The organism is Pauljensenia sp. 20925_1_25 (assembly GCF_041433955.1).
Classification (GTDB): Bacteria; Actinomycetota; Actinomycetes; order Actinomycetales; family Actinomycetaceae; genus Pauljensenia.
Genome location: NZ_JAPWCL010000010.1, coordinates 1 through 17,695, shown reverse-complemented (window position 1 = coordinate 17,695; position 17,695 = coordinate 1). Strand labels below are relative to the sequence as shown.

The 17,695-nt window shown below is 65.9% G+C and carries 13 protein-coding genes; 12 read left to right on the top strand and 1 reads right to left on the bottom strand.

Annotated elements, in window-relative coordinates:
• Window positions 1-129 precede the first annotated feature (129 nt).
• The 12 genes from O3932_RS05790 to O3932_RS05735 all read left to right on the top strand — a co-directional run bounded on the left by O3932_RS05790 (window position 130) and on the right by O3932_RS05735 (window position 15,722).
• Window positions 130-1,539, top strand: coding sequence for a rhamnulokinase family protein (locus O3932_RS05790; protein WP_314569713.1), 1,410 nt, complete (start codon window positions 130-132; stop codon window positions 1,537-1,539).
• A complete protein-coding gene (locus O3932_RS05785) occupies window positions 1,514-2,509 on the top strand; it encodes a LacI family DNA-binding transcriptional regulator (protein WP_009648525.1) in 996 nt (331 codons plus the stop codon). Before O3932_RS05790 ends, O3932_RS05785 begins: the two co-directional genes overlap by 26 nt.
• Before the next feature lie 13 nt (window positions 2,510-2,522).
• Complete coding sequence (locus tag O3932_RS05780) at window positions 2,523-2,954, top strand: RbsD/FucU family protein (RefSeq protein WP_009648529.1); 432 nt, start codon at window positions 2,523-2,525, stop codon at window positions 2,952-2,954.
• 333 nt (window positions 2,955-3,287) lie between these two features.
• Window positions 3,288-4,037: a DeoR/GlpR family DNA-binding transcription regulator gene (locus O3932_RS05775; protein ID WP_009647975.1), complete on the top strand. Its 750-nt coding sequence runs from the start codon at window positions 3,288-3,290 to the stop codon at window positions 4,035-4,037.
• Between the two features lie 10 nt (window positions 4,038-4,047).
• Window positions 4,048-5,388: a dihydrolipoamide acetyltransferase family protein gene (locus tag O3932_RS05770; RefSeq protein ID WP_371536882.1), complete on the top strand. Its 1,341-nt coding sequence runs from the start codon at window positions 4,048-4,050 to the stop codon at window positions 5,386-5,388.
• Between the two features lie 16 nt (window positions 5,389-5,404).
• Window positions 5,405-6,772: a dihydrolipoyl dehydrogenase gene (lpdA, locus tag O3932_RS05765; RefSeq protein WP_009647974.1), complete on the top strand. Its 1,368-nt coding sequence runs from the start codon at window positions 5,405-5,407 to the stop codon at window positions 6,770-6,772.
• A gap of 30 nt (window positions 6,773-6,802) precedes the next feature.
• Complete coding sequence (locus tag O3932_RS05760) at window positions 6,803-9,256, top strand: thiamine pyrophosphate-dependent enzyme (RefSeq protein WP_371536878.1); 2,454 nt, start codon at window positions 6,803-6,805, stop codon at window positions 9,254-9,256.
• Window positions 9,257-9,415: 159 nt separating this feature from the next.
• Complete coding sequence (locus O3932_RS05755; RefSeq protein ID WP_371536875.1) at window positions 9,416-10,735, top strand: PHP domain-containing protein; 1,320 nt, start codon at window positions 9,416-9,418, stop codon at window positions 10,733-10,735.
• A gap of 27 nt (window positions 10,736-10,762) precedes the next feature.
• On the top strand, window positions 10,763-11,785 hold the full coding sequence (locus O3932_RS05750; RefSeq protein ID WP_296503394.1) for an SDR family NAD(P)-dependent oxidoreductase: 1,023 nt from the start codon (window positions 10,763-10,765) through the stop codon (window positions 11,783-11,785).
• Window positions 11,786-11,891: 106 nt separating this feature from the next.
• Window positions 11,892-13,490: an alcohol dehydrogenase catalytic domain-containing protein gene (locus O3932_RS05745; protein ID WP_371536872.1), complete on the top strand. Its 1,599-nt coding sequence runs from the start codon at window positions 11,892-11,894 to the stop codon at window positions 13,488-13,490.
• A gap of 338 nt (window positions 13,491-13,828) precedes the next feature.
• Entirely contained in the window at window positions 13,829-14,656 is an 828-nt protein-coding gene (locus O3932_RS05740) for a hypothetical protein (RefSeq protein WP_371536870.1), read from the top strand.
• Window positions 14,657-14,906: 250 nt separating this feature from the next.
• Window positions 14,907-15,722, top strand: coding sequence for a hypothetical protein (locus tag O3932_RS05735; RefSeq protein ID WP_009647973.1), 816 nt, complete (start codon window positions 14,907-14,909; stop codon window positions 15,720-15,722).
• Between the two features lie 90 nt (window positions 15,723-15,812).
• Here the strand turns inward: O3932_RS05735 and O3932_RS05730 are convergent, their stop codons facing one another.
• The gene (locus tag O3932_RS05730) at window positions 15,813-17,267 is read right to left on the bottom strand and encodes a sodium:alanine symporter family protein (RefSeq protein WP_296503403.1); all 1,455 of its coding nucleotides are present in this window, start codon (window positions 17,265-17,267) and stop codon (window positions 15,813-15,815) included.
• Window positions 17,268-17,695 lie beyond the last annotated feature (428 nt).

The following is a 17,695-nucleotide window of genomic DNA, read 5'->3' as shown; positions in this document are numbered from 1 at the left end:
CCGAACGGGACACCTTCCCGGGTAAGCCCGGTCCCGGGACGCGGCCCCGGCCTCGCCGATGAGGAAAGCCGTATTACTATCCCAATGACGGGACACGCTGAGCGAGGGCGTTTTGAGCAGGAGACTTCAATGACCACCGTACTTGCTGTTGACCTTGGATCCGCGTCCGGACGAGTCCTCGCCGGAACGCTCACCGACGGACGCCTGGACGTCACGGACATTCACCGCTTCAAGCACGAGGCCCGCCGCCGCCAGGATGGCACGCTGACGTGGGATGTAGCGACGATGGAGGCTGAGACGATCATCGGCCTGAAGAAGGCTCTGGAGCAGTTCCCGGATGCCCGCTCCGTCTCAATTGACACGTGGGGAGTGGACTGGGCTCCCCTTGACGAGAACGGCGACCTCGTCGGCGACGTTATCGCCTACCGTGACGAGCGCACCTCCCGCACCCTGGACGCCTTCCGTGAGCGCATCGGCGACCGCGAATTCTTCGATCTGACGGGAAACCAACCGGCGACCATCAACACGGCGAACCAGCTGTTCGCCTACCTGCAGGAAAATCCCGCCGACGCTCAGCGCGTCGCGGGGGTACTGTTCCTGCCCGACTACTTCGTGTACCGACTGACGGGTGCCGTCGGCTGGTCTCGCACCATCGCCTCGACGTCCGGCCTGCTCACCCCCGGCGGCGGTGACTTCAACGACGAGGTCTTTGCCCGACTCGGCATCCCGCGCGGCTGGTTCGGCGAGCTGTCTGCCGACCGAACCGTCGTCGGCCCATGCACGGTCCCCGGCCTCGAAACCCTGACCGTCGTGCGCGGCGGTGCCCACGACTCTGCCTGCGCGGTCCACGGCCTGCCCATCGAGGAAGGCAAGCGCGCCTACTTCCTGTCCTGCGGCTCCTGGTCCGTCCTGGGTGCCATCGAGGATCGGCCCCTCATGAGCGAGATCGCTTTCAACATGGGCATCACCAACGAGGGCCGCACCGACGGGGGAGTGCGTCCCCTCTTCAACATCACCGGCATGTGGATCCTGCAGGAGATCCAGCGCCAGTGGGAGCGCGAGGGCACGCCCACCGACACCGACGAGCTGGTCGCCCAGGCGCGCGAGCTGCCCCCGGCCTCCGGCGTTTTCGACCCCGATGGCGAGGCCTTCGCCACCCCCGGAGACATGCAGCGCAAGATCGACGAGGCCCTCGACGCCCAGGGGGCCGCCCGCCCCGACTCGATGGCCGGCTACGTGCGCGTCATCATCGAGTCTTTCGCCCGCCGCTACGCCCGCGCAATCGGCGAACTCACGGAGGCCACCGGGAAGGCCCCCGACCAGCTCAACCTCGTGGGCGGCGGCGCGCGCAACCGGCTCCTGTGCGACCTGACCGCCCAGATCGCGGGCGTCACCGTCGTGCGTGGCCCCATCGAGGCCTCGACCTTCGGCTCTCTCCTTGCCCAGCTCGAAACAATCGGTGCTCTGGCGCAGGGCGAGCGAGCATCCGTTATCGCTGCGAGCGCATCGACCCATGTCCACGCACCGACGAACGCCTAAGAAAGTCTCGCTGGCCGACATCGCACGGCGCGCGGGTGTCTCAACGAACACCGTCTCGCGCGTCGTGCGCGGCGACCCCGAAGTCTCCGAAAAGACGCGCGCGAGGATCTCCAAGCTTGTCGAGGAGCTGGGCTACGTGCCCAACTACGCGGCGCGCGCGCTCGCGGCCAAGCGCACCAACGTGCTGCAGGTCGTGCTGGCTGCGCCCATGTACCACGGGCACGGCACCGTGCTGCTGTCGATCCTCAACGCCTCCGCGCAGGCCGGGTACCACGTGTCCCTGTCCTACGCGTACGGGCCGGACGGGCAGCTGCGTTCCGACTTCGCGCCCTTCGACGTGGACGGCGTCATCATCCTGGGTGGTCAAGATCCAACAATCGACGTCGCGATCGAGGCGGGCAAGCGTTTCCCGACGGTTCTCATCCTGACGAGCGAGCAGGGACTCGACGGCATTTCGACCGTCGCGGTGGACAACGTGCGCGGCGCGCGCCTGGCCGCCGAGCACCTGCTCGCCCAGGGACTCACCGACGTTATCCACATTGCGGGTCCCTCCGGCTGGTCGGATGCTCAGATGCGCCGACTCGGCTATGAGCAGGCGTGCAAGGCCTACGACATCGAACCCGTCGTCCTTCAGCCCGACTCCTGGGACTCGCGCGACGGCTACGACGTCATGCGCGCGGCGGGCCGATTGCCGCAGGGGATTCAGGCGGCGAACGACCAGCTGGCTCTCGGCGCGATGCGTTACATCTACGAGCGTGGGGGAGTGGTTCCGCGCGACGTGCGGGTCGTCGGCTTTGATGACATCGACGGCGCTGACTCCTACGCGCCTCCGCTCACGACGATCCACCAGCCCTTTGACCGACTGGGGCGCACTGCGGTGCGCCTCGTGCGTTCGCTCATGGACGGTGGCTCCTCCCAGGATATTGTTCTCGACCCTGAGCTGGTCATCCGGGCCAGTTCACACCTGTAAGAAAGGTACGTTCATGCTCTACGGTCCCATGACTCACCCCCAGTTCCTGCGTGCTTTGGCCGCCGCTGGCCACGGCTCGAAGATCCTGCTGGCGGATGCGAACTACCCGCACACGACGGGCGTGAACCCGCGCTGCGAGCTGATTTCGCTGAACCTTGCCCCGGGTCTGTTGGACGTCAGCCAGGTTCTCGATGTCCTGAAGCGCACGATCCCGATCGAGCGCGCCGAGATCATGACCCCCGCGCCCGACGCCGAGCCGGTGGAGATCCCGATTCACGACGAGTTCCGCGCGGCGCTGCCGGGTGTCGAGTTCGGCGAGATTTCCCGCTGGGACTTCTACGATGCCGCACGCGATGAGAACGTGGGCATCATCGTTGCGACGGGTGAGCAGCGCCTGTACGGCAACCTGCTGCTCACCGTCGGCGTGCGTGCGCCGGGGGAGTAAAACACTTCTCATGTCCGAGGTATGGGCTCATTGAGGCGGCGACGTGCGCTTTCGTTTCATTTTCGTTTGATTGTGTGAGCCAAGTGCCAAGCTGTTGGGCATTTGATGGCGGGCGGGCGGTCCCTGCGGGGCCGCCCGCCCGCACGTTTATCCGCATTTTGTCAAGGCAATGTGGCTTTGATTCGACGAGTGTATGAACATGTGTGCCGCTGTGGTGCACGGCTGGGCGACTCATCAATGTGATGTTGCATGCTTTCGTTTAAATGACTATTCTGTCCTTAACGAAAGTGAAAGCGACAGAAGGTTGTCGCGAATGCATTGAGAGGTGAAGACATGGGACGTGCAGAAGAACGCACGAACTACATCCTGGATCGCCTCGCCCGCGAGGGTGAGGTGAGTGTCGCCCAGCTCGCCTCCGACCTGGGGGTTTCGCCCGTCACCGTGCGTGCCTCGCTGAAGGTCCTCGATGAGCAGGGTTACCTCGTGCGCACCCACGGAGGGGCACGCCCCACCACCTTCCGCAACATCCACCTGCGCCAGAATGATCGCGTCGATCAGAAGGAGCGCATCGCCCGGGCCGCCGCGGACATGATCTACGACGACGACCGGATCATGATCGAGGCCGGCACCACCTGCGCCCTCATCGTCAAGTACCTCACCGGCAAGCGCGGAGTTCAGGTTCTGACCAACTCCGTCCTTGTTTTCGCAAACGCCCGGTCCAACCCGAACCTGAACATCACACTGACGGGCGGGCACTTCCGCGCCGAGTCCGAGTCCCTCGTGGGGCCGGTCGCCGAGCGCGCTATCAATGACTTCAACGCGCGCGTTGCGTTCCTCGGAACGGACGGCTTCAGCGTTGATCGCGGCCTGACCACCCAACTCGTTGAGGGTGGGCAGGTTGGTTCCATCATGCGCACACGCGCACAAGAGACGTGGCTGCTCGCAGACTCCTCCAAGTACGGGGAAGCCGGCTTCGTCACCTTCATGGGGATCGACCAGGTCACCGGAATCATCACCGACGATGAGATCCCCGAAGAATCCATCAAGGAATTGGCCGAGCGCACGAAGCTGCGCATCGTCTAGGAGGAATTACATGGCCACCATCGTGGTGATGCCCCAGCTGGGCAACTCTGTTGAGTCATGCATCATCGTCGAGTGGATGATCGCCGAAGGCGACAGCGTCGCCGTCGACCAGACCCTCGCGTCCATCGAGACGGACAAGTCGACGATGGAGGTCCCCTCCACCGCCGAGGGCACCGTCCTGAAGCTCCTGTGGGAGGAAGGCGACGAGGTCCCCGTCAAGGATCCGCTCATCATCGTCGGTGAACCCGGAGAAGACATCTCCGGCCTCGTTCCCGGCGGTGACGCCGCACCCGTCGAGGACGCACCCGACAAGGCAACCGCCGCACCCGAGCAGGCTGCCCCCGCCTTTGCCACCGAGCGAGCCACCGGCGCGGTCTCCCCACGTGCCCGCGCCCTGGCCGCCTCGGCGGGCCTGGATGCCTCGACCATTACCGAGGGTTCCGGTCCCCACGGCCGCGTCATCGAGCGCGACGTCGCCGCCGCGATCGCTGCGGGTCCCGTCCTGACCTCCGCCGCGCGCGCCGCCGGTGTCCAGGCCACCGAAGGCACCGGCATTGGTGGCCGCGTGAGCGTCGCCGACGCCGGCCGAACGCCCGAGGCCGCCCCGGCCTCGTGCCCCGTTGCCTCCGCCCCTGCGGGTGCCGATTACCCCGGTGCCTCGACCTCCACCCCGCTCAAGGGCGTGCGCAAGGTCGTCGCCAAGCGCATGATGGAGTCCCTGACGACCACCGCGCAGCTGACCCTCAACACCACCGCGAACGCCGCCGGCATCCTCGCGATGCGCAAGAAGGTCAAGAACGCCGACCCGGCTCTGGGCCTGGGCAAGATCACGCTCAACGACCTGGTCTGCTTCGCCGTGTCGCGCACCCTGCCCAAGTACCCCGTGTTCAACGCCCACCTTGAGGACGGCGTGCTCACCCAGTTCGAGCAGGTCCACCTCGGCTTCGCGTGCGACACCCCGCGCGGCCTCCTCGTCCCCGTCATCCGCTCCGCGCAGGCCCTGGGCCTCAAGGCGTTCTCCGACGAAGCCAAGCGCCTGGCCGGCGGTGCCATCGACGGCACCATCGCCCCCGACTTCCTGAGCGGCGGCACCTTCACGGTCTCCAACATCGGCTCCTTCGGTATCGAGACCTTCACCCCCGTCATCAACCTGCCCCAGACAGCCATCCTTGGCGTTGGCGCAATCACCCCGCGCCCGGTCGTGGCAGCCGACGGCACAATCGGCGTGGAGCAGCGCCTCAACCTGTCGCTGACGATCGACCACCAGGTCATCGACGGCGCGGACGGCGCCCGGTTCCTGCGCGACCTGGTTGCCGCCATCGACAACATCGACGTGACGGTCCTGGCCTGAGGAAAGAGAAATACTCATGAGTGACACGCATTTTGACGTCATCGTCCTCGGCGCGGGTCCCGGCGGCTACCTGGCTGCCGAGCGCCTCGGGCACGCCGGTAAGAAGGTCGCCCTCGTCGAGGAACAGTACCTGGGCGGCACCTGCCTGAACGTGGGCTGCATTCCCACCAAGACCCTGCTCAACGGCGCGAAGAACTACCTGCACGCCAAGGAAGCCAGCCAGTTCGGCGTGGACGCCAGCGGCGTTGCCGTCAACTGGACAAAGATGCAGGCCTGGAAAGATCAGGTCGTTAAGGGCCTCGTCGCGGGCGTTGCAGCCACCGAGCGTAAGGCGGGCGTCACCGTCATCAACGGACGAGGCCACCTCGACGCCCCCGGTCGTGTGACCGTCGAGGGCACGACCTACACGTCGGACCACGTCATCATCGCCACGGGTTCCGTGCCGGCCATGCCGCCGCTTCCCGGCACCCAGGACAATCCGGCGCTGGTGGACTCCACGGGCATCCTGTCCCTGCCCGAGGTCCCCTCCCGCCTCGCGATCATCGGCGGCGGCGTCATCGGTGTCGAGTTCGCCTCCCTGTACTCCACCCTGGGTTCGCAGGTGACCGTCATCGAGATGGCTCCCGAGATCCTGCCGTTCATGGACGACGACCTGGCCGCCAAGGCCCGCGCCGCCATGAAGGACGTGACCTTCGAGCTGGGCTGCCGCGTCGAGTCCCTTGACGGAGGCACCGTCCACTACTCCAAGGGCGAGAACAAGTTGAGCGTCGAGGCCGACGTTGTCCTCATGGCCGTTGGCCGCCGTCCCGCGACGGCGGGCTGGGGCGCGCAGGAGGCTGGCCTCGAGATCAACCGCGGCATCGTCGTCGACGACACGATGCGCACCAATTTGCCCAACGTGTGGGCTATCGGCGACGTCACCGGACGCTCCCTCCTGGCGCACGCCGCCTACCGCATGGCGGAGATCGCCTCGGCGAACATCCTCGATCCGACCGCGAAGAAGCGCGGCGAGGTCATGCGCTGGCACACCGTCCCGTGGGCCGTCTTCTCGATCCCCGAGGCCGCGGGCGTCGGTCTGACCGAGTCCGCCGCTCAGCGAGAGGGCCGTGAGGTCCTCGTCGCCAAGGTTCCCGCCCTCATGTCGGGCCGCTTCATCGCCGAGAACGGTTTTAAGGCCCCCGGTGAGGCGAAGATCCTGGTGGACCCCACGACCCACCAGGTGCTGGGCATCCACGTGCTGGGCGCGTACGCCGCCGAGATGATCTGGGGCGCGCAGGCCGTCCTCGAGATGGAACTGACCGTTGAGGACCTGCGCCAGGTTGTCTTCCCGCACCCCACTGTTTCCGAGGTCATCCGCGAAGCCGCGTGGGCCGTCAAGCTCTAACGAACAACTACATCAAGGAAGAGTAGAACAATGACTCAGTCTCTTATCATCGACCCCAATGAGGTGCGTCGCCCGGGATACGTGAAGTTCCCCGAGGTCCCCGTCAACCAGTACACCTTCGACCGTGAGACCGAACTCGCCCGCTACGGCGAAAAAGGCATGGTCCAGATGCTCCACGACATGATCGTCGTGCGCACCTTCGAGTCGATGCTCGACTCCATCAAGAAGACCGGCGCCTGGCAGGGCATCGAGTACAACCACCGCGGCCCCGCCCACCTCGGCATTGGCCAGGAGAGCGCCTACGTCGGCCAGAGCTTCGTTCTGTCGCCGGAAGACTTCATCTTCGGCTCCCACCGCTCGCACGGTGAGATTCTCGCCAAGTGCTACTCGGCCATGCACCAGATGGACGAGGGCCAGCTTGAGAGCATCATGAAGGGCTTCCTCGGCGGCGAGACCCTGTCCTACGCCGAAAAGATCGGCTACAAGGACACGAAGGACCTCACCGAAAACTTCATCCTCTTCGGTGCCCTCGCGGAGATCTTCGCCCGCAAGTCCGGCTTCAACCGCGGCCTGGGCGGCTCGATGCACACCTTCTTCCTGCCCTTTGGCTCCTACCCGAACAACGCGATCGTCGGCGGCTCCGCCCCGATCGCGAACGGCGCGGCCCTGTTCAAGCGCATCAACCGCAAGCCCGGCATCGTCGTCTCCAACGTCGGTGACGCCGCCCTGGCCTGTGGCCCCGTGTGGGAGGCCCTGAACTTCGCGTCGATGGATCAGTTCCGCTCCCTGTGGCGCGAGGAGGACGGTGGCAACCCGCCGATCCTGTTTAACTTCTTCAACAACTTCTACGGCATGGGAGGTCAGACCTTCGGCGAGACCATGGGATATGAGATTCTCGCCCGCGTGGGCGCGGCTCTCAACCCCGAGGCCATGCACGCCGAGCGCGTCGACGGCCTCAATCCGCTGGCCGTTGCGGACGCGACCACCCGCAAAAAGAAGATCCTCGAGGAGGGCCGCGGCCCCGTCCTCATGGACACCATCACCTACCGCTTCTCCGGCCACTCGCCGTCGGACGCTTCCTCGTACCGTACGAAGGAAGAGGTCGAGCTGTGGGAGCAGGTTGACTGCATCAAGGAATACTCGAACCTGCTCATCTCGAACGGCCTGACCACGCAGGACGAGATCGACGGTTACGCGGCCTCGCTGACCGACAAGCTGGTCAAGGTCCTCAAACTGGCCATCGACGACGACGCCACCCCGCGCGTCGCGGACGGCTACATCGACACGGTCATGTTCTCCAACGAGAAGGTCGAGGCCTTTGACGACGCGACCCCCGAGATCGACCTTGAGGACAACCCGCGCGTCAAGGCGCTGGCTAAGAAGGTGCGCTCCTCCGTCGATGAGAACGGCAAACCCGTCTCCAAGATGCGCATGTACCAGTTCCGTGACGGCCTGTTCGAGGCGATGCTGCACCGCTTCAAGACCGATCCGACGATGGCCGCATGGGGCGAGGAAAACCGTGACTGGGGCGGTGCCTTTGCCGTCTACCGTGGCCTGACCGAGGCCCTGCCGTACCGTCGCCTCTTCAACTCGCCCATCGCCGAGGCCTCGATCATCGGTGCTGGCGTCGGCTACGCGATGGCCGGTGGCCGCGCGGTCGTTGAACTCATGTACTGCGACTTCCTGGGCCGCGCCGGCGACGAAGTCTTCAACCAGATGGCCAAGTGGCAGTCGATGAGCGCTGGCCTGCTCAAGATGCCCCTCGTCCTGCGCGTGTCCGTGGGTGCCAAGTACGGCGCGCAGCACTCCCAGGACTGGAGTGCGCTCGTCGCCCACATCCCGGGCCTGAAGGTTTACTTCCCGACCACCCCGACCGACGCGAAGGGCATGCTCAACCTGGCGCTTGCCGGAACCGATCCGGTCGTGTTCCTGGAGAGCCAGAAGCTCTACGACAAGGGCGAGGACTTCGAGCCCGGCGGCGTGCCCGAGGGCTACTACGAGACCGAAGAAGGCAAGCCGGCGATCCGCCGCGAGGGCAGCGACATCACGATTGCTGCCTACGGCGCGACCGTGTACAAGGCCCTCGAAGCCGCCGACGTCCTGGCCGAGAAGTACGGCCTGAGCGCTGAGGTCATCGACCTGCGCTTCGTCGCCCCGCTGAACTACGACAAGCTCATCGCGTCCGTGAAGAAGACCGGTCGCCTCGTCCTCACCTCGGACGCGGTCGAGCGTGGATCCTTCCTCAACACGGTTGCCGCCAACGTGCAGACCCTCGCCTTCGACGCGCTCGACGCGCCGATCGCCGTCGTCGGCTCGCGCAACGGCATCACGCCCGGACCCGAGCTGGAGTCGTTCTTCTTCCCGCAGGTCTCCTGGATCCTCGACGCGATTCACGAGCGCATCCTGCCCCTGCCCGGCCACGTGCCCACCACGAAGCACGCGACCGAGGCTGAGATCGCTCGCCTGAACCGCGAGGGCCTCTAACAAGCACTGGGGACGGGCTGCTCCCCTTTCCGGCCCGCCCCCGTCCGAGGCTCGCATTCCCTGACGCGAGCCACGCGAGGCCGGGGCAACCTCCTCCTCACCTGAGCCCCGGCCTCGCGCCCCTTCCTTTCTCCACATTTTTCTCCACCCAACGAAGAGATGGCAGAACCCATGGACATCACCAACGACCCGGCCGCCACCCCGGCCCAGCGCATCGAGGCGCTGCGCGTCGTCGCAGCCGACGAGCACGTCCCGAGCTGGGTGCCCGAGTCGAACAACCACATCCACACGTGCTTCTCCTTCAGCCCCTACACGCCGACGCACGCCGCGCTGCTCGCGCGCCGGGCAGGCCTGCGCGTCGTCGGCTCGGTGGACCATGACTCCATTGGCGCGGCGGCTGAAATGAGCGAGGCCACGTCCGTCCTCGGCATGGGTTCCGTCACGGGCTTCGAAATCCGTGCCCGATTCGGTGAGGGCACGCCGCTAGCTCAGCGTAAGCTCAACAACCCCGATTCCGTGGGCGTGGCCTACATGACTGTCCAGGGCGTGCCCGCACCGGCACGCGAGAAGGTCGCCGAGTGGCTTGCTCCGGGGCGCGCTGCCCGCCTGGAGCGCACGCTCGCCATGGCCGAGCGCGCCAACCAGATCCTCACGGACCTGGGGCTGGAGCCCTTCGACCCGCAGGCCGACATGGTCGGCATCTCGCAGTACGCAAACGGCGGCGGTATCACCGAGCGTCACCTGCTGGCTGCCATGGCCTCGGCCCTGATCCGCGGATTCGGACGCGGCCCGGCGCTGACCGAGGGCTTGGCGCAGATGGGCGTCGAGATTCCCGCGTCCCTGGCCGCCGTCCTGTCCGACGCGGACAACCCGCACCTCATGTACGACCTGCTGGGCGTCCTGAAGGCCAACTACCTGGATCGCATCTACATCCAGCCGACCGACGAACTGCCCAGCGCGGCCGAGGTCGTCGCTTTCGCCGACTCAGTCGGCGCAATCGCCACCTACGCCTACCTGGGCGACGTGTCCGCCTCGCCGACGGGCGACAAGAAGGCCGAGAAGTTCGAGGACGACTTCCTCGACGAGCTCTTCGAGCACATGGAGTCCATCGGCCTGCGCGCCGTCACCTACATGCCCCCGCGCAACACCCCCGAGCAGCTGGCGCGCATCCACGCGCTCGCGGCAGCCCACGGCATGCTCGAGATTTCGGGAGTGGACATCAACCAGCCCCGCCAGCGCTTCACCTGCGAGGAGCTGCGCCGCCCCGAATTCGCCGACCTCAACGAGGCCACGTGGGCGCTCGTCGCGCACGAGGCCCTGTCCTCCGTGGACCCCTCCCTGCACCTGCTGGGCCGCACGGGCCGCCTGACCCCCGAGGCCCTGGCGGAGCGCATCAGCGAGTACGCGCCCCTGGGCCGCGCGATTGCCGACGGTGAGGACGCCGTCGCTCTCGCCGCCCGAGCAACATCGATCAACTGACGAACGCGTCGAGAAAAGAGAACCATCATGAGTAACGCTCCCGAGGTACGCGGCCTGTTCCTCAAGGCCCTCGGTCGCCCGGTCATCGTGGCCCCCAGCGAGGCCGAGCCCACCGTCACCTTCGACGGCCCCCTCGCCGAGGTGTGCCCCTGCTCCCTGAAGGAGACGGAGCTTCCCGTCGTCGTGCGGGCGGGGGAGGAGACCTACGAGGTCCGCCCGACCCGCACCGGCGAGCGCACCATCAACGGCCGCGTCGCCCTCGTCACGGGCGGTGCCCAGGGCTTCGGTGCTGAGATTGCCCGAGGCTTGGTGGACGCCGGCTGTTTCGTGTACGTCGCTGACCTGAACGGTGAGGGCGCGGTCGCGAAGGCAGCCGAGCTGGGCGGCGAAGGCGTCGCCCACCCGATCACGGTCAATGTCGCCGACGAGGAGTCCGTCGCCGCGATGGCCGCCGAGATCGAGCGCGTCACGGGCGGCCTTGACCTGGTCGTGTCCAACGCGGGCATCGTGCGCGCCGGCTCCGTCCTCGAGCAGGATGCCTCGGCATTCCGCCTGTCGACGGACATTAACTACGTGGCCTTCTTCCTGGTCACCAAGCACCTGGGTCAGCTGCTGGCCCGCCAGCACTCCACCGCACCCGAGTGGCTGACCGACATCATCCAGATCAACTCCAAGTCCGGCCTGGTTGGTTCGAACAAGAACGCCGCGTACGCGGGTTCCAAGTTCGGCGGTATCGGACTGGTCCAGTCCTTCGCCCTCGAGATGGTCGCCCACGGCGTCAAGGTCAACGCGATCTGCCCCGGCAACTTCTACGACGGGCCGCTCTGGTCCGACCCGGACCGCGGCCTCTTCGTCCAGTACTTGAACTCCGGGAAGGTCCCCGGTGCCAAGACGGTCGCCGACGTCAAGGAGTTCTACGAGGCGAAGGTCCCCATGCGCCGCGGTGCCCAGGGCATCGACGTCCTGCGCGCGATCTTCTACATCGTCGAACAAGAGTACGAGACCGGCCAGGCCGTGCCCGTCACGGGCGGCCAGGTCATGCTCTCCTGACACCGTCTCGAGGCCGGGGACCCAGGGTAGTCACGGTCCCCTCCTCGGGTACCCCGGCCTCGTCCCTCTCGTTCCCACCATCGTTTTCCCAGTGAAGGAGTCAGTCATGACCCAGGTTCCCTCCACCCAGTACGCCATCCAAATTGTCGGCAAGGAGGAGTTCGTCGTTAACCCGGCGAAGCCCGTCGACCCCGTCGGCCCGACGCAGATCCTGCTCGAGGTTGAAGCCTGCGGCATCTGCTTCTCCGATACGAAGCTGCTTCACCAGTTCGATAGCCACCCGCGCAAGTCCGACGTCGTGGCGGGCATCGATCTGGATGCGCTGAAGGACATTCCGTCGTACCACCCGAATCAGGAGGCGGTGACTCCCGGCCACGAGCCCGTCGTCCGCGTCGTGCAGGTCGGCGAGGCCGTGACGCACTTCAAGGTTGGCGACCGTCTGCTGGTCCAGGCGGACTGGAAGCACCTGCGCACCGCGAAGTCCAACGGTGCCTTCGGGTACAACTTCGATGGTGCCCTCGAGGAATACGTCGTCGTCGACGAGCGCTGCGTCGTGTCCCCGGACGGGGAAGAGTACCTGATCCACGTGTCGGAGGGGCCGTCGGCCGCCGCCGTTGGCCTCATCGAACCGTGGGCGACCGTCGAGGGTTCCTACGCGTGGGCGGAGCGCGATCACGTCGCCGACGGTGGCCGCCTGCTGGTCGTCGGCGAGGGCGACATCGACGCTCTGACCGCCGAGCATAAGCCCGCCGAGGTTGTGCGCGTTGCCGCTGAGGAGCTTGAGGGCGTCGAGGGAGAGTTCGACGACGTCGTGTTCTTCGGCTCGGACGCCGATGCCATCGAGAAGGCCGCTCTGCTGATCGGTACCCGCGGCACCATGTGCGTCGTCCTGGGTGGCGCCGCGATCTCTCGTAAGGTGTCCCTGGACATCGGACGCGTCCACTACGACTTCATCCGCTTCTGCGGCACAACGGGTTCGGATCCTCGCGAGGGCTATGCCTGGATCCCCGCCAACGGCGATCTGCGAGAGAACGACCGTTGCGTTTTCGTCGGTGCTGCCGGCCCGATGGGCGTTATGCACACGATGCGCGCCGTCACCTCGGGCGTTCCCGGCATCTCCGTCGTCGGCACTGACCTGTCGGACGAGCGACTGGCCAACCTGACGAAGGTCGTCGGCCCCACCGCCGACAAGAACGGCGTGCCGCTGGATATCATCAACACCGCCTCGACGCCCCTCGAGCACGGCTACACCTACGCGACGTGCCTCGTGCCCGTCCCGGCGTTGGTCTCCCAGGCCGTTGATTTGCTGGCCGAGGGCGGCATCCTGAATGCCTTCGCGGGCATTCCGGCGGGCACGTTCGGCGATTTTGACCTGCAGGGCATCATCGAACGCCAGATCTTCATGCTGGGCACCTCCGGCTCTGATGTGTCCGATATGCGCACGGTGCTGCGCAAGATCGAGGACGGCGTCATCGACACCACGATCTCCCTGTGGGCAGTTACCGGCATGGCGGGCTTCGGCGACGCCATCAACGCGGTGATGAACCGTACCTCGGGCGGCAAGATCATGGTCTTCCCGTCCCTGCACGACCTGGGCCTCACGCCGCTGAGCGAGCTGCCCGAGAAGTTCCCGCAGGTCGCCGCCGCCATGAAGGATGGCCTGTGGACCAAGGAGTCCGAGGAGGCGCTGCTCGCCACCCGCTGAGCGCTGCGCCTCGACCTTCGCCCCGGCCTCGTCTGTCACCGGACGAGGCCGGGGCATCTTTGTGCCTCGTGCGCCGGGTGCCGGTGGGTGCGTTCGCGGGCGGAGGAGGTGATCGCGGTGCTGGCGGAGCCGCCGCGGTCTTGGTGGTGGCGGCGTCGGCGGTCGCTCCGCCCGATTGGCAGAACGTCGCCGGTGGCCGCTCCGCCCGATTGGCAGAACGTCGCCGGTGGCCGCTCCGCCCGTTGTGCAGGAAGTTTCTCGCGAAAAGCGCCCGCGGCGGTCGACTTTCTGTCATCATGGGTGTCACAAGCGTTGCGCGGCGGAACAAGGAGGTTACCGTGAGATTCGACGATTGTGTGACAAATGAGCGCTACGTGGCGTTGCAGGCGTGGCTGGTCGGCCAGCTGGACCCGCGCACGCCGCACGCGGCGGACCTCTTTGCGCAGGACAGGGAGTGCCTCTACGATGCCTTCCTGTCCGTGCTCGTTGGCACGGGGCTGGGATTCGTCGCCTTCGACGACGACCGCACCCATCATGGGCTCTACGCTTTCGACTTTTTCGTGGGCGACAGCAAGGTGCCGCCGCGAGATAAGGGCGTTGATGGACAGAGGGCGCCCGGCATGGCGGGGGAGTCTGCCACGGACGCCGCCGGCCGCGCGATGTGCCACGCCCTCGTCGACACGTGGCTCGGTGACGTGGGCAGGCACATCCCCTTCGTGGCCTCTGTGATTGCCTCCGTGGCCACCCTCGAACTAGTCGCCGATGTGAGCGTCGCCGAGTGCGTCTTCGAGTGTGACCTGCCGCCGGGCTACGCGCGCTTCACCGCGAACAAACCGTGGGAAGATGGGAGCCTACCAATTGGCGCGCTCGATTCATCTCTGGTGGTCCCCGGTCCTCTCATCCACCTCGAGGCGCGCCCGCGCTACAAGGGACAGGCCCTGTCCCCCTCGGGCTTTACCGAGGCCCTGGCATCGGCCGTGCAGATGGGGCTCGCCGTGGAGTCGTCCTCTGCGTTCGCCTTCGGGGCCGCCGCCACTCTGCGCGCCCCGCACGGGGGCCCTGAGATGCTCGGGTGGGCCGCCGATGCAGTGGCTCGAGCCCTGTCCGCGTGCGGGCACACCGGGGGAGTGCAGATCCGAGCGCGCTTCGTACGTGTGCCGGCGTAGTATCCGACCGACGCGCCGTTGGGCATTACGAAGCCCCGGCCTCGTTCATGTTCCTGGGACGAGGCCGGGACATCTTTGTGCGCGTCGCTCTCGTTTGCGCTGGTTGGGGAAGACGACGTCCCTCTGCGGCCGGGGCCGCCGCCGCGCGGTCTCGCTGGTACTCGGATTTGCTCGCGAAAGCGGCCCCCGCGCGCCATCGTTTCTGTCATAGTGGTGTCAGGCGTGCGCTCGTCGGAACGAGGAGGTTGCCGTGAGATTCAACGATTGCACGACAAACGAGGGCTACGTGGCGCTGCAGGCGTGGCTGGGCGGGCAGATGACCCCGCGCGCACCCCACGCGACGCAGCTGTTTGCCGAGGACCAGGAATGCCTGTACGACGTGTTCCTCTCCATGCTGGTCGGAACCGGAATGGGGTTCGACGATTTCGACGACAACCGCGCCCACCACGGGCTCTACGCCTTTGATTTCCTTGTCGGAGACGTGGAGATGCCCTCCGCCTTGCCGTTGTCCGCGGCGGATGTTGACGGCCAGGTGGACGAGGCCGGGGGAGGCTCGGCGCTGTGTCACGCGCTCGTCGACACTTGGCGGGGGAGCGTGGGGCTGCGCGTTCCCTTCGTCTCTGTCGTGTTGGCTGCCGCATCCACGCTGGAACTCGTCGCCGAGCTGCGCGTCGACAGCTGCGTGTTCGTGTTCGACTTGCCTCCCGGCTACGCGGCTGATACGGCTCCCATGCCCTGGGAGCATGGTGGGTTACCCATCGGTTCCGTTGATTCCTCGCTGCTTGTTCCAGGCCCGACCATCCGCGTCGAGGCGCACGACCCCTCCTCGCGCTCTCCTCTGACGTCGACAGACTTTGCGGCGGCGCTGGGCAAGAGCGTCGAAATGGGCCTCGTCGTTGGCACTGCCCAAGCCTCCGATAGCGGCGTGTCCGCGCTCCTGCGGGCTCCGCACACCCGCCCCGAAATGCTCGGCTGGGCCGCTGACGCGGTGGCTCGCGCCCTGTCCGAGTGCGGGCATGTCGGTGCTCTCCAGATCCGCGCGTGGCTGGGCGGTTCCCCGGCCTAGGACCCGACCTCTGCGCGTTTATCGCGTGAAACAACCCCGGCCTCGTCACGATGGACGAGGCCGGGGCAAAGCCAGTCGGGGAGCGCGAACTCAGGCGCTCACCGTCGCGCCGGACTGATCGGAGGCCGGAGCCTTCTTGTCCTGCCAGTAGTCCAGCTCGGAGGGATCCAGACCAATCGAGGAAGCGATAAACTTCGGGTCCAGGCCCGCCTTGCGCTGCGCCGTGTAGTCGTTCGCGCAACGGACGGCGACGCGACCGAGGATGACAATCACCGGCAGGTTGATGAGTGCCATGAGGCCCATGAGGATGTCACCCAAGCTCCACGCGACCTCGAACTTCAGCAGCGCACCGCAGAAGACCAGGGCAGCTGCCACGAGGCGGAACGCCGTCAGCATCCACTGCTCCATCGTGATGTTGCGCAGCAGGAAGCGGAAGTTGACTTCGGCGTAGTAGAAGTTGCCCACCAGCGTCGTGAACGCGAAGAGGAATAGGGCCAACGAAATGAAGACCTGCGCGATCGGCTGGCCGAGCACCGTGGCCATCGCGTCCTTCACGAGGGGAGCGCCGGTGACGCCGCCGTCGTCACCGACACCCGAGGAGAGGACCACGAACGCGGTGAAGGTACAAATGATCATCGTGTCGATGAAGACCGAGAGCATCTGAACGAGGCCCTGCTTGGCAGGGTGCGACACGGAGGCGGAGGCTGCGGCGTTCGGCGCGGAACCCACACCGGCCTCGTTCGAGTAGAGGCCACGCTTGATGCCGAGCATCATCGCAGAGCCTGCGAAACCACCGAAAATCGCCTTGAAGTCGAAGGCTCCCGAGAAGATCGCGGAGAACATCGCGGGGATATTGTGGTAGTTGAAGACAATGACAACCGCGCCCACACCCAGGTAAATGATCGCCATGATCGGGACGAGGAAGCCGGTCACGTCGGTCAGGCGTCGAGTGCCGCCCAGGATTGAGCCGGCCATCAGGACCGCAAGGACGCCGCCGACGACCCAGGGAGTCCACTCGTTCGCCCAGGAGTACTGCGTGAACGTGTCGGCCACGTTGAAAGAAGCGAGCAGATTGAAGCCGCCCATGTAGGTCAGAATGAGCATGACAGCGAAGAGATAGGCCAGCCAGTTCTGCTTGAGTGCTGTCTGGATGTAGTAGGCCGGGCCACCGTAGGAGTGGTGGGGTCCGCGCTTCTTGTAGATCTGCGCGAGCGTCGACTCGATGAAGGCGGACGCGCCTCCAATCGTCGCGATGACCCACATCCAGAAAACAGCACCGGGGCCGCCCGTCGTCACTGCCGTCGCGACGCCAGCGATGTTACCGACACCCACGCGCGAGGCCGTGGAGACCATCAGCGCACGGAAGGACGAGACGCCGCCTTCTTTTTTCGGAGGCTCCATGACGACACGGAGTGCCTCTCCGAACATGCGGAGGGGGAGCGCGCGGGTGAAGACGAAGAAGTACAGGCCCACGCCGATCAGCAGTGCGACCAGTACGTAGGTGTACATGAAGTCGGAAATGGAGCCGAGAACGGATGCAATCATGGAAGTTCCTAGCATTGACGGATGCGGCGATGCCGCTCGGATAATGCGAGTATAGCCCCTAGGTCAACGCTTGGTAAAGTTTCAGGCAACAAATGAGATGGTCTTGGTATAAGCCCTGATCGGCATGCTGGATCGTCTTGCGAGATTGCGCGGCCTGGCACACATTTTATTTGATATTCTGTGTTCTGTGACATGAAAAGTGCTGAATTTTGGGCGTTTTGCGGGCAAAAATCTGCCGTAAGGCCCGGGATTCCGCGGAAAAGCTTCTGGGAGGCGAGCGGACCGTTATGATTTGACGGTCCGCTCGGACGTGCGTATTGTTTTCCTTGTTGCGCCGAACGGCAGCGAACGAAGCGAGAAGCTCGGGTCGCGGAAACATGGCGCGAATCGCCTATTGAGTGTGCGTGGCTTGTGCTGTGTGCGCTTGA

What these genes read in the sequence shown, in the direction of transcription:
- O3932_RS05790 (WP_314569713.1), top strand. Translation starts at nt 130, where the DNA reads ATGACCACCGTACTTGCTGTTGACCTTGGATCCGCGTCCGGACGAGTC.
- O3932_RS05785 (WP_009648525.1), top strand. Translation starts at nt 1,514, where the DNA reads ATGTCCACGCACCGACGAACGCCTAAGAAAGTCTCGCTGGCCGACATC.
- O3932_RS05780 (WP_009648529.1), top strand. Translation starts at nt 2,523, where the DNA reads ATGCTCTACGGTCCCATGACTCACCCCCAGTTCCTGCGTGCTTTGGCC.
- O3932_RS05775 (WP_009647975.1), top strand. Translation starts at nt 3,288, where the DNA reads ATGGGACGTGCAGAAGAACGCACGAACTACATCCTGGATCGCCTCGCC.
- O3932_RS05770 (WP_371536882.1), top strand. Translation starts at nt 4,048, where the DNA reads ATGGCCACCATCGTGGTGATGCCCCAGCTGGGCAACTCTGTTGAGTCA.
- lpdA (WP_009647974.1), top strand. Translation starts at nt 5,405, where the DNA reads ATGAGTGACACGCATTTTGACGTCATCGTCCTCGGCGCGGGTCCCGGC.
- O3932_RS05760 (WP_371536878.1), top strand. Translation starts at nt 6,803, where the DNA reads ATGACTCAGTCTCTTATCATCGACCCCAATGAGGTGCGTCGCCCGGGA.
- O3932_RS05755 (WP_371536875.1), top strand. Translation starts at nt 9,416, where the DNA reads ATGGCAGAACCCATGGACATCACCAACGACCCGGCCGCCACCCCGGCC.
- O3932_RS05750 (WP_296503394.1), top strand. Translation starts at nt 10,763, where the DNA reads ATGAGTAACGCTCCCGAGGTACGCGGCCTGTTCCTCAAGGCCCTCGGT.
- O3932_RS05745 (WP_371536872.1), top strand. Translation starts at nt 11,892, where the DNA reads ATGACCCAGGTTCCCTCCACCCAGTACGCCATCCAAATTGTCGGCAAG.
- O3932_RS05730 (WP_296503403.1), bottom strand. Translation starts at nt 17,267, where the DNA reads ATGATTGCATCCGTTCTCGGCTCCATTTCCGACTTCATGTACACCTAC.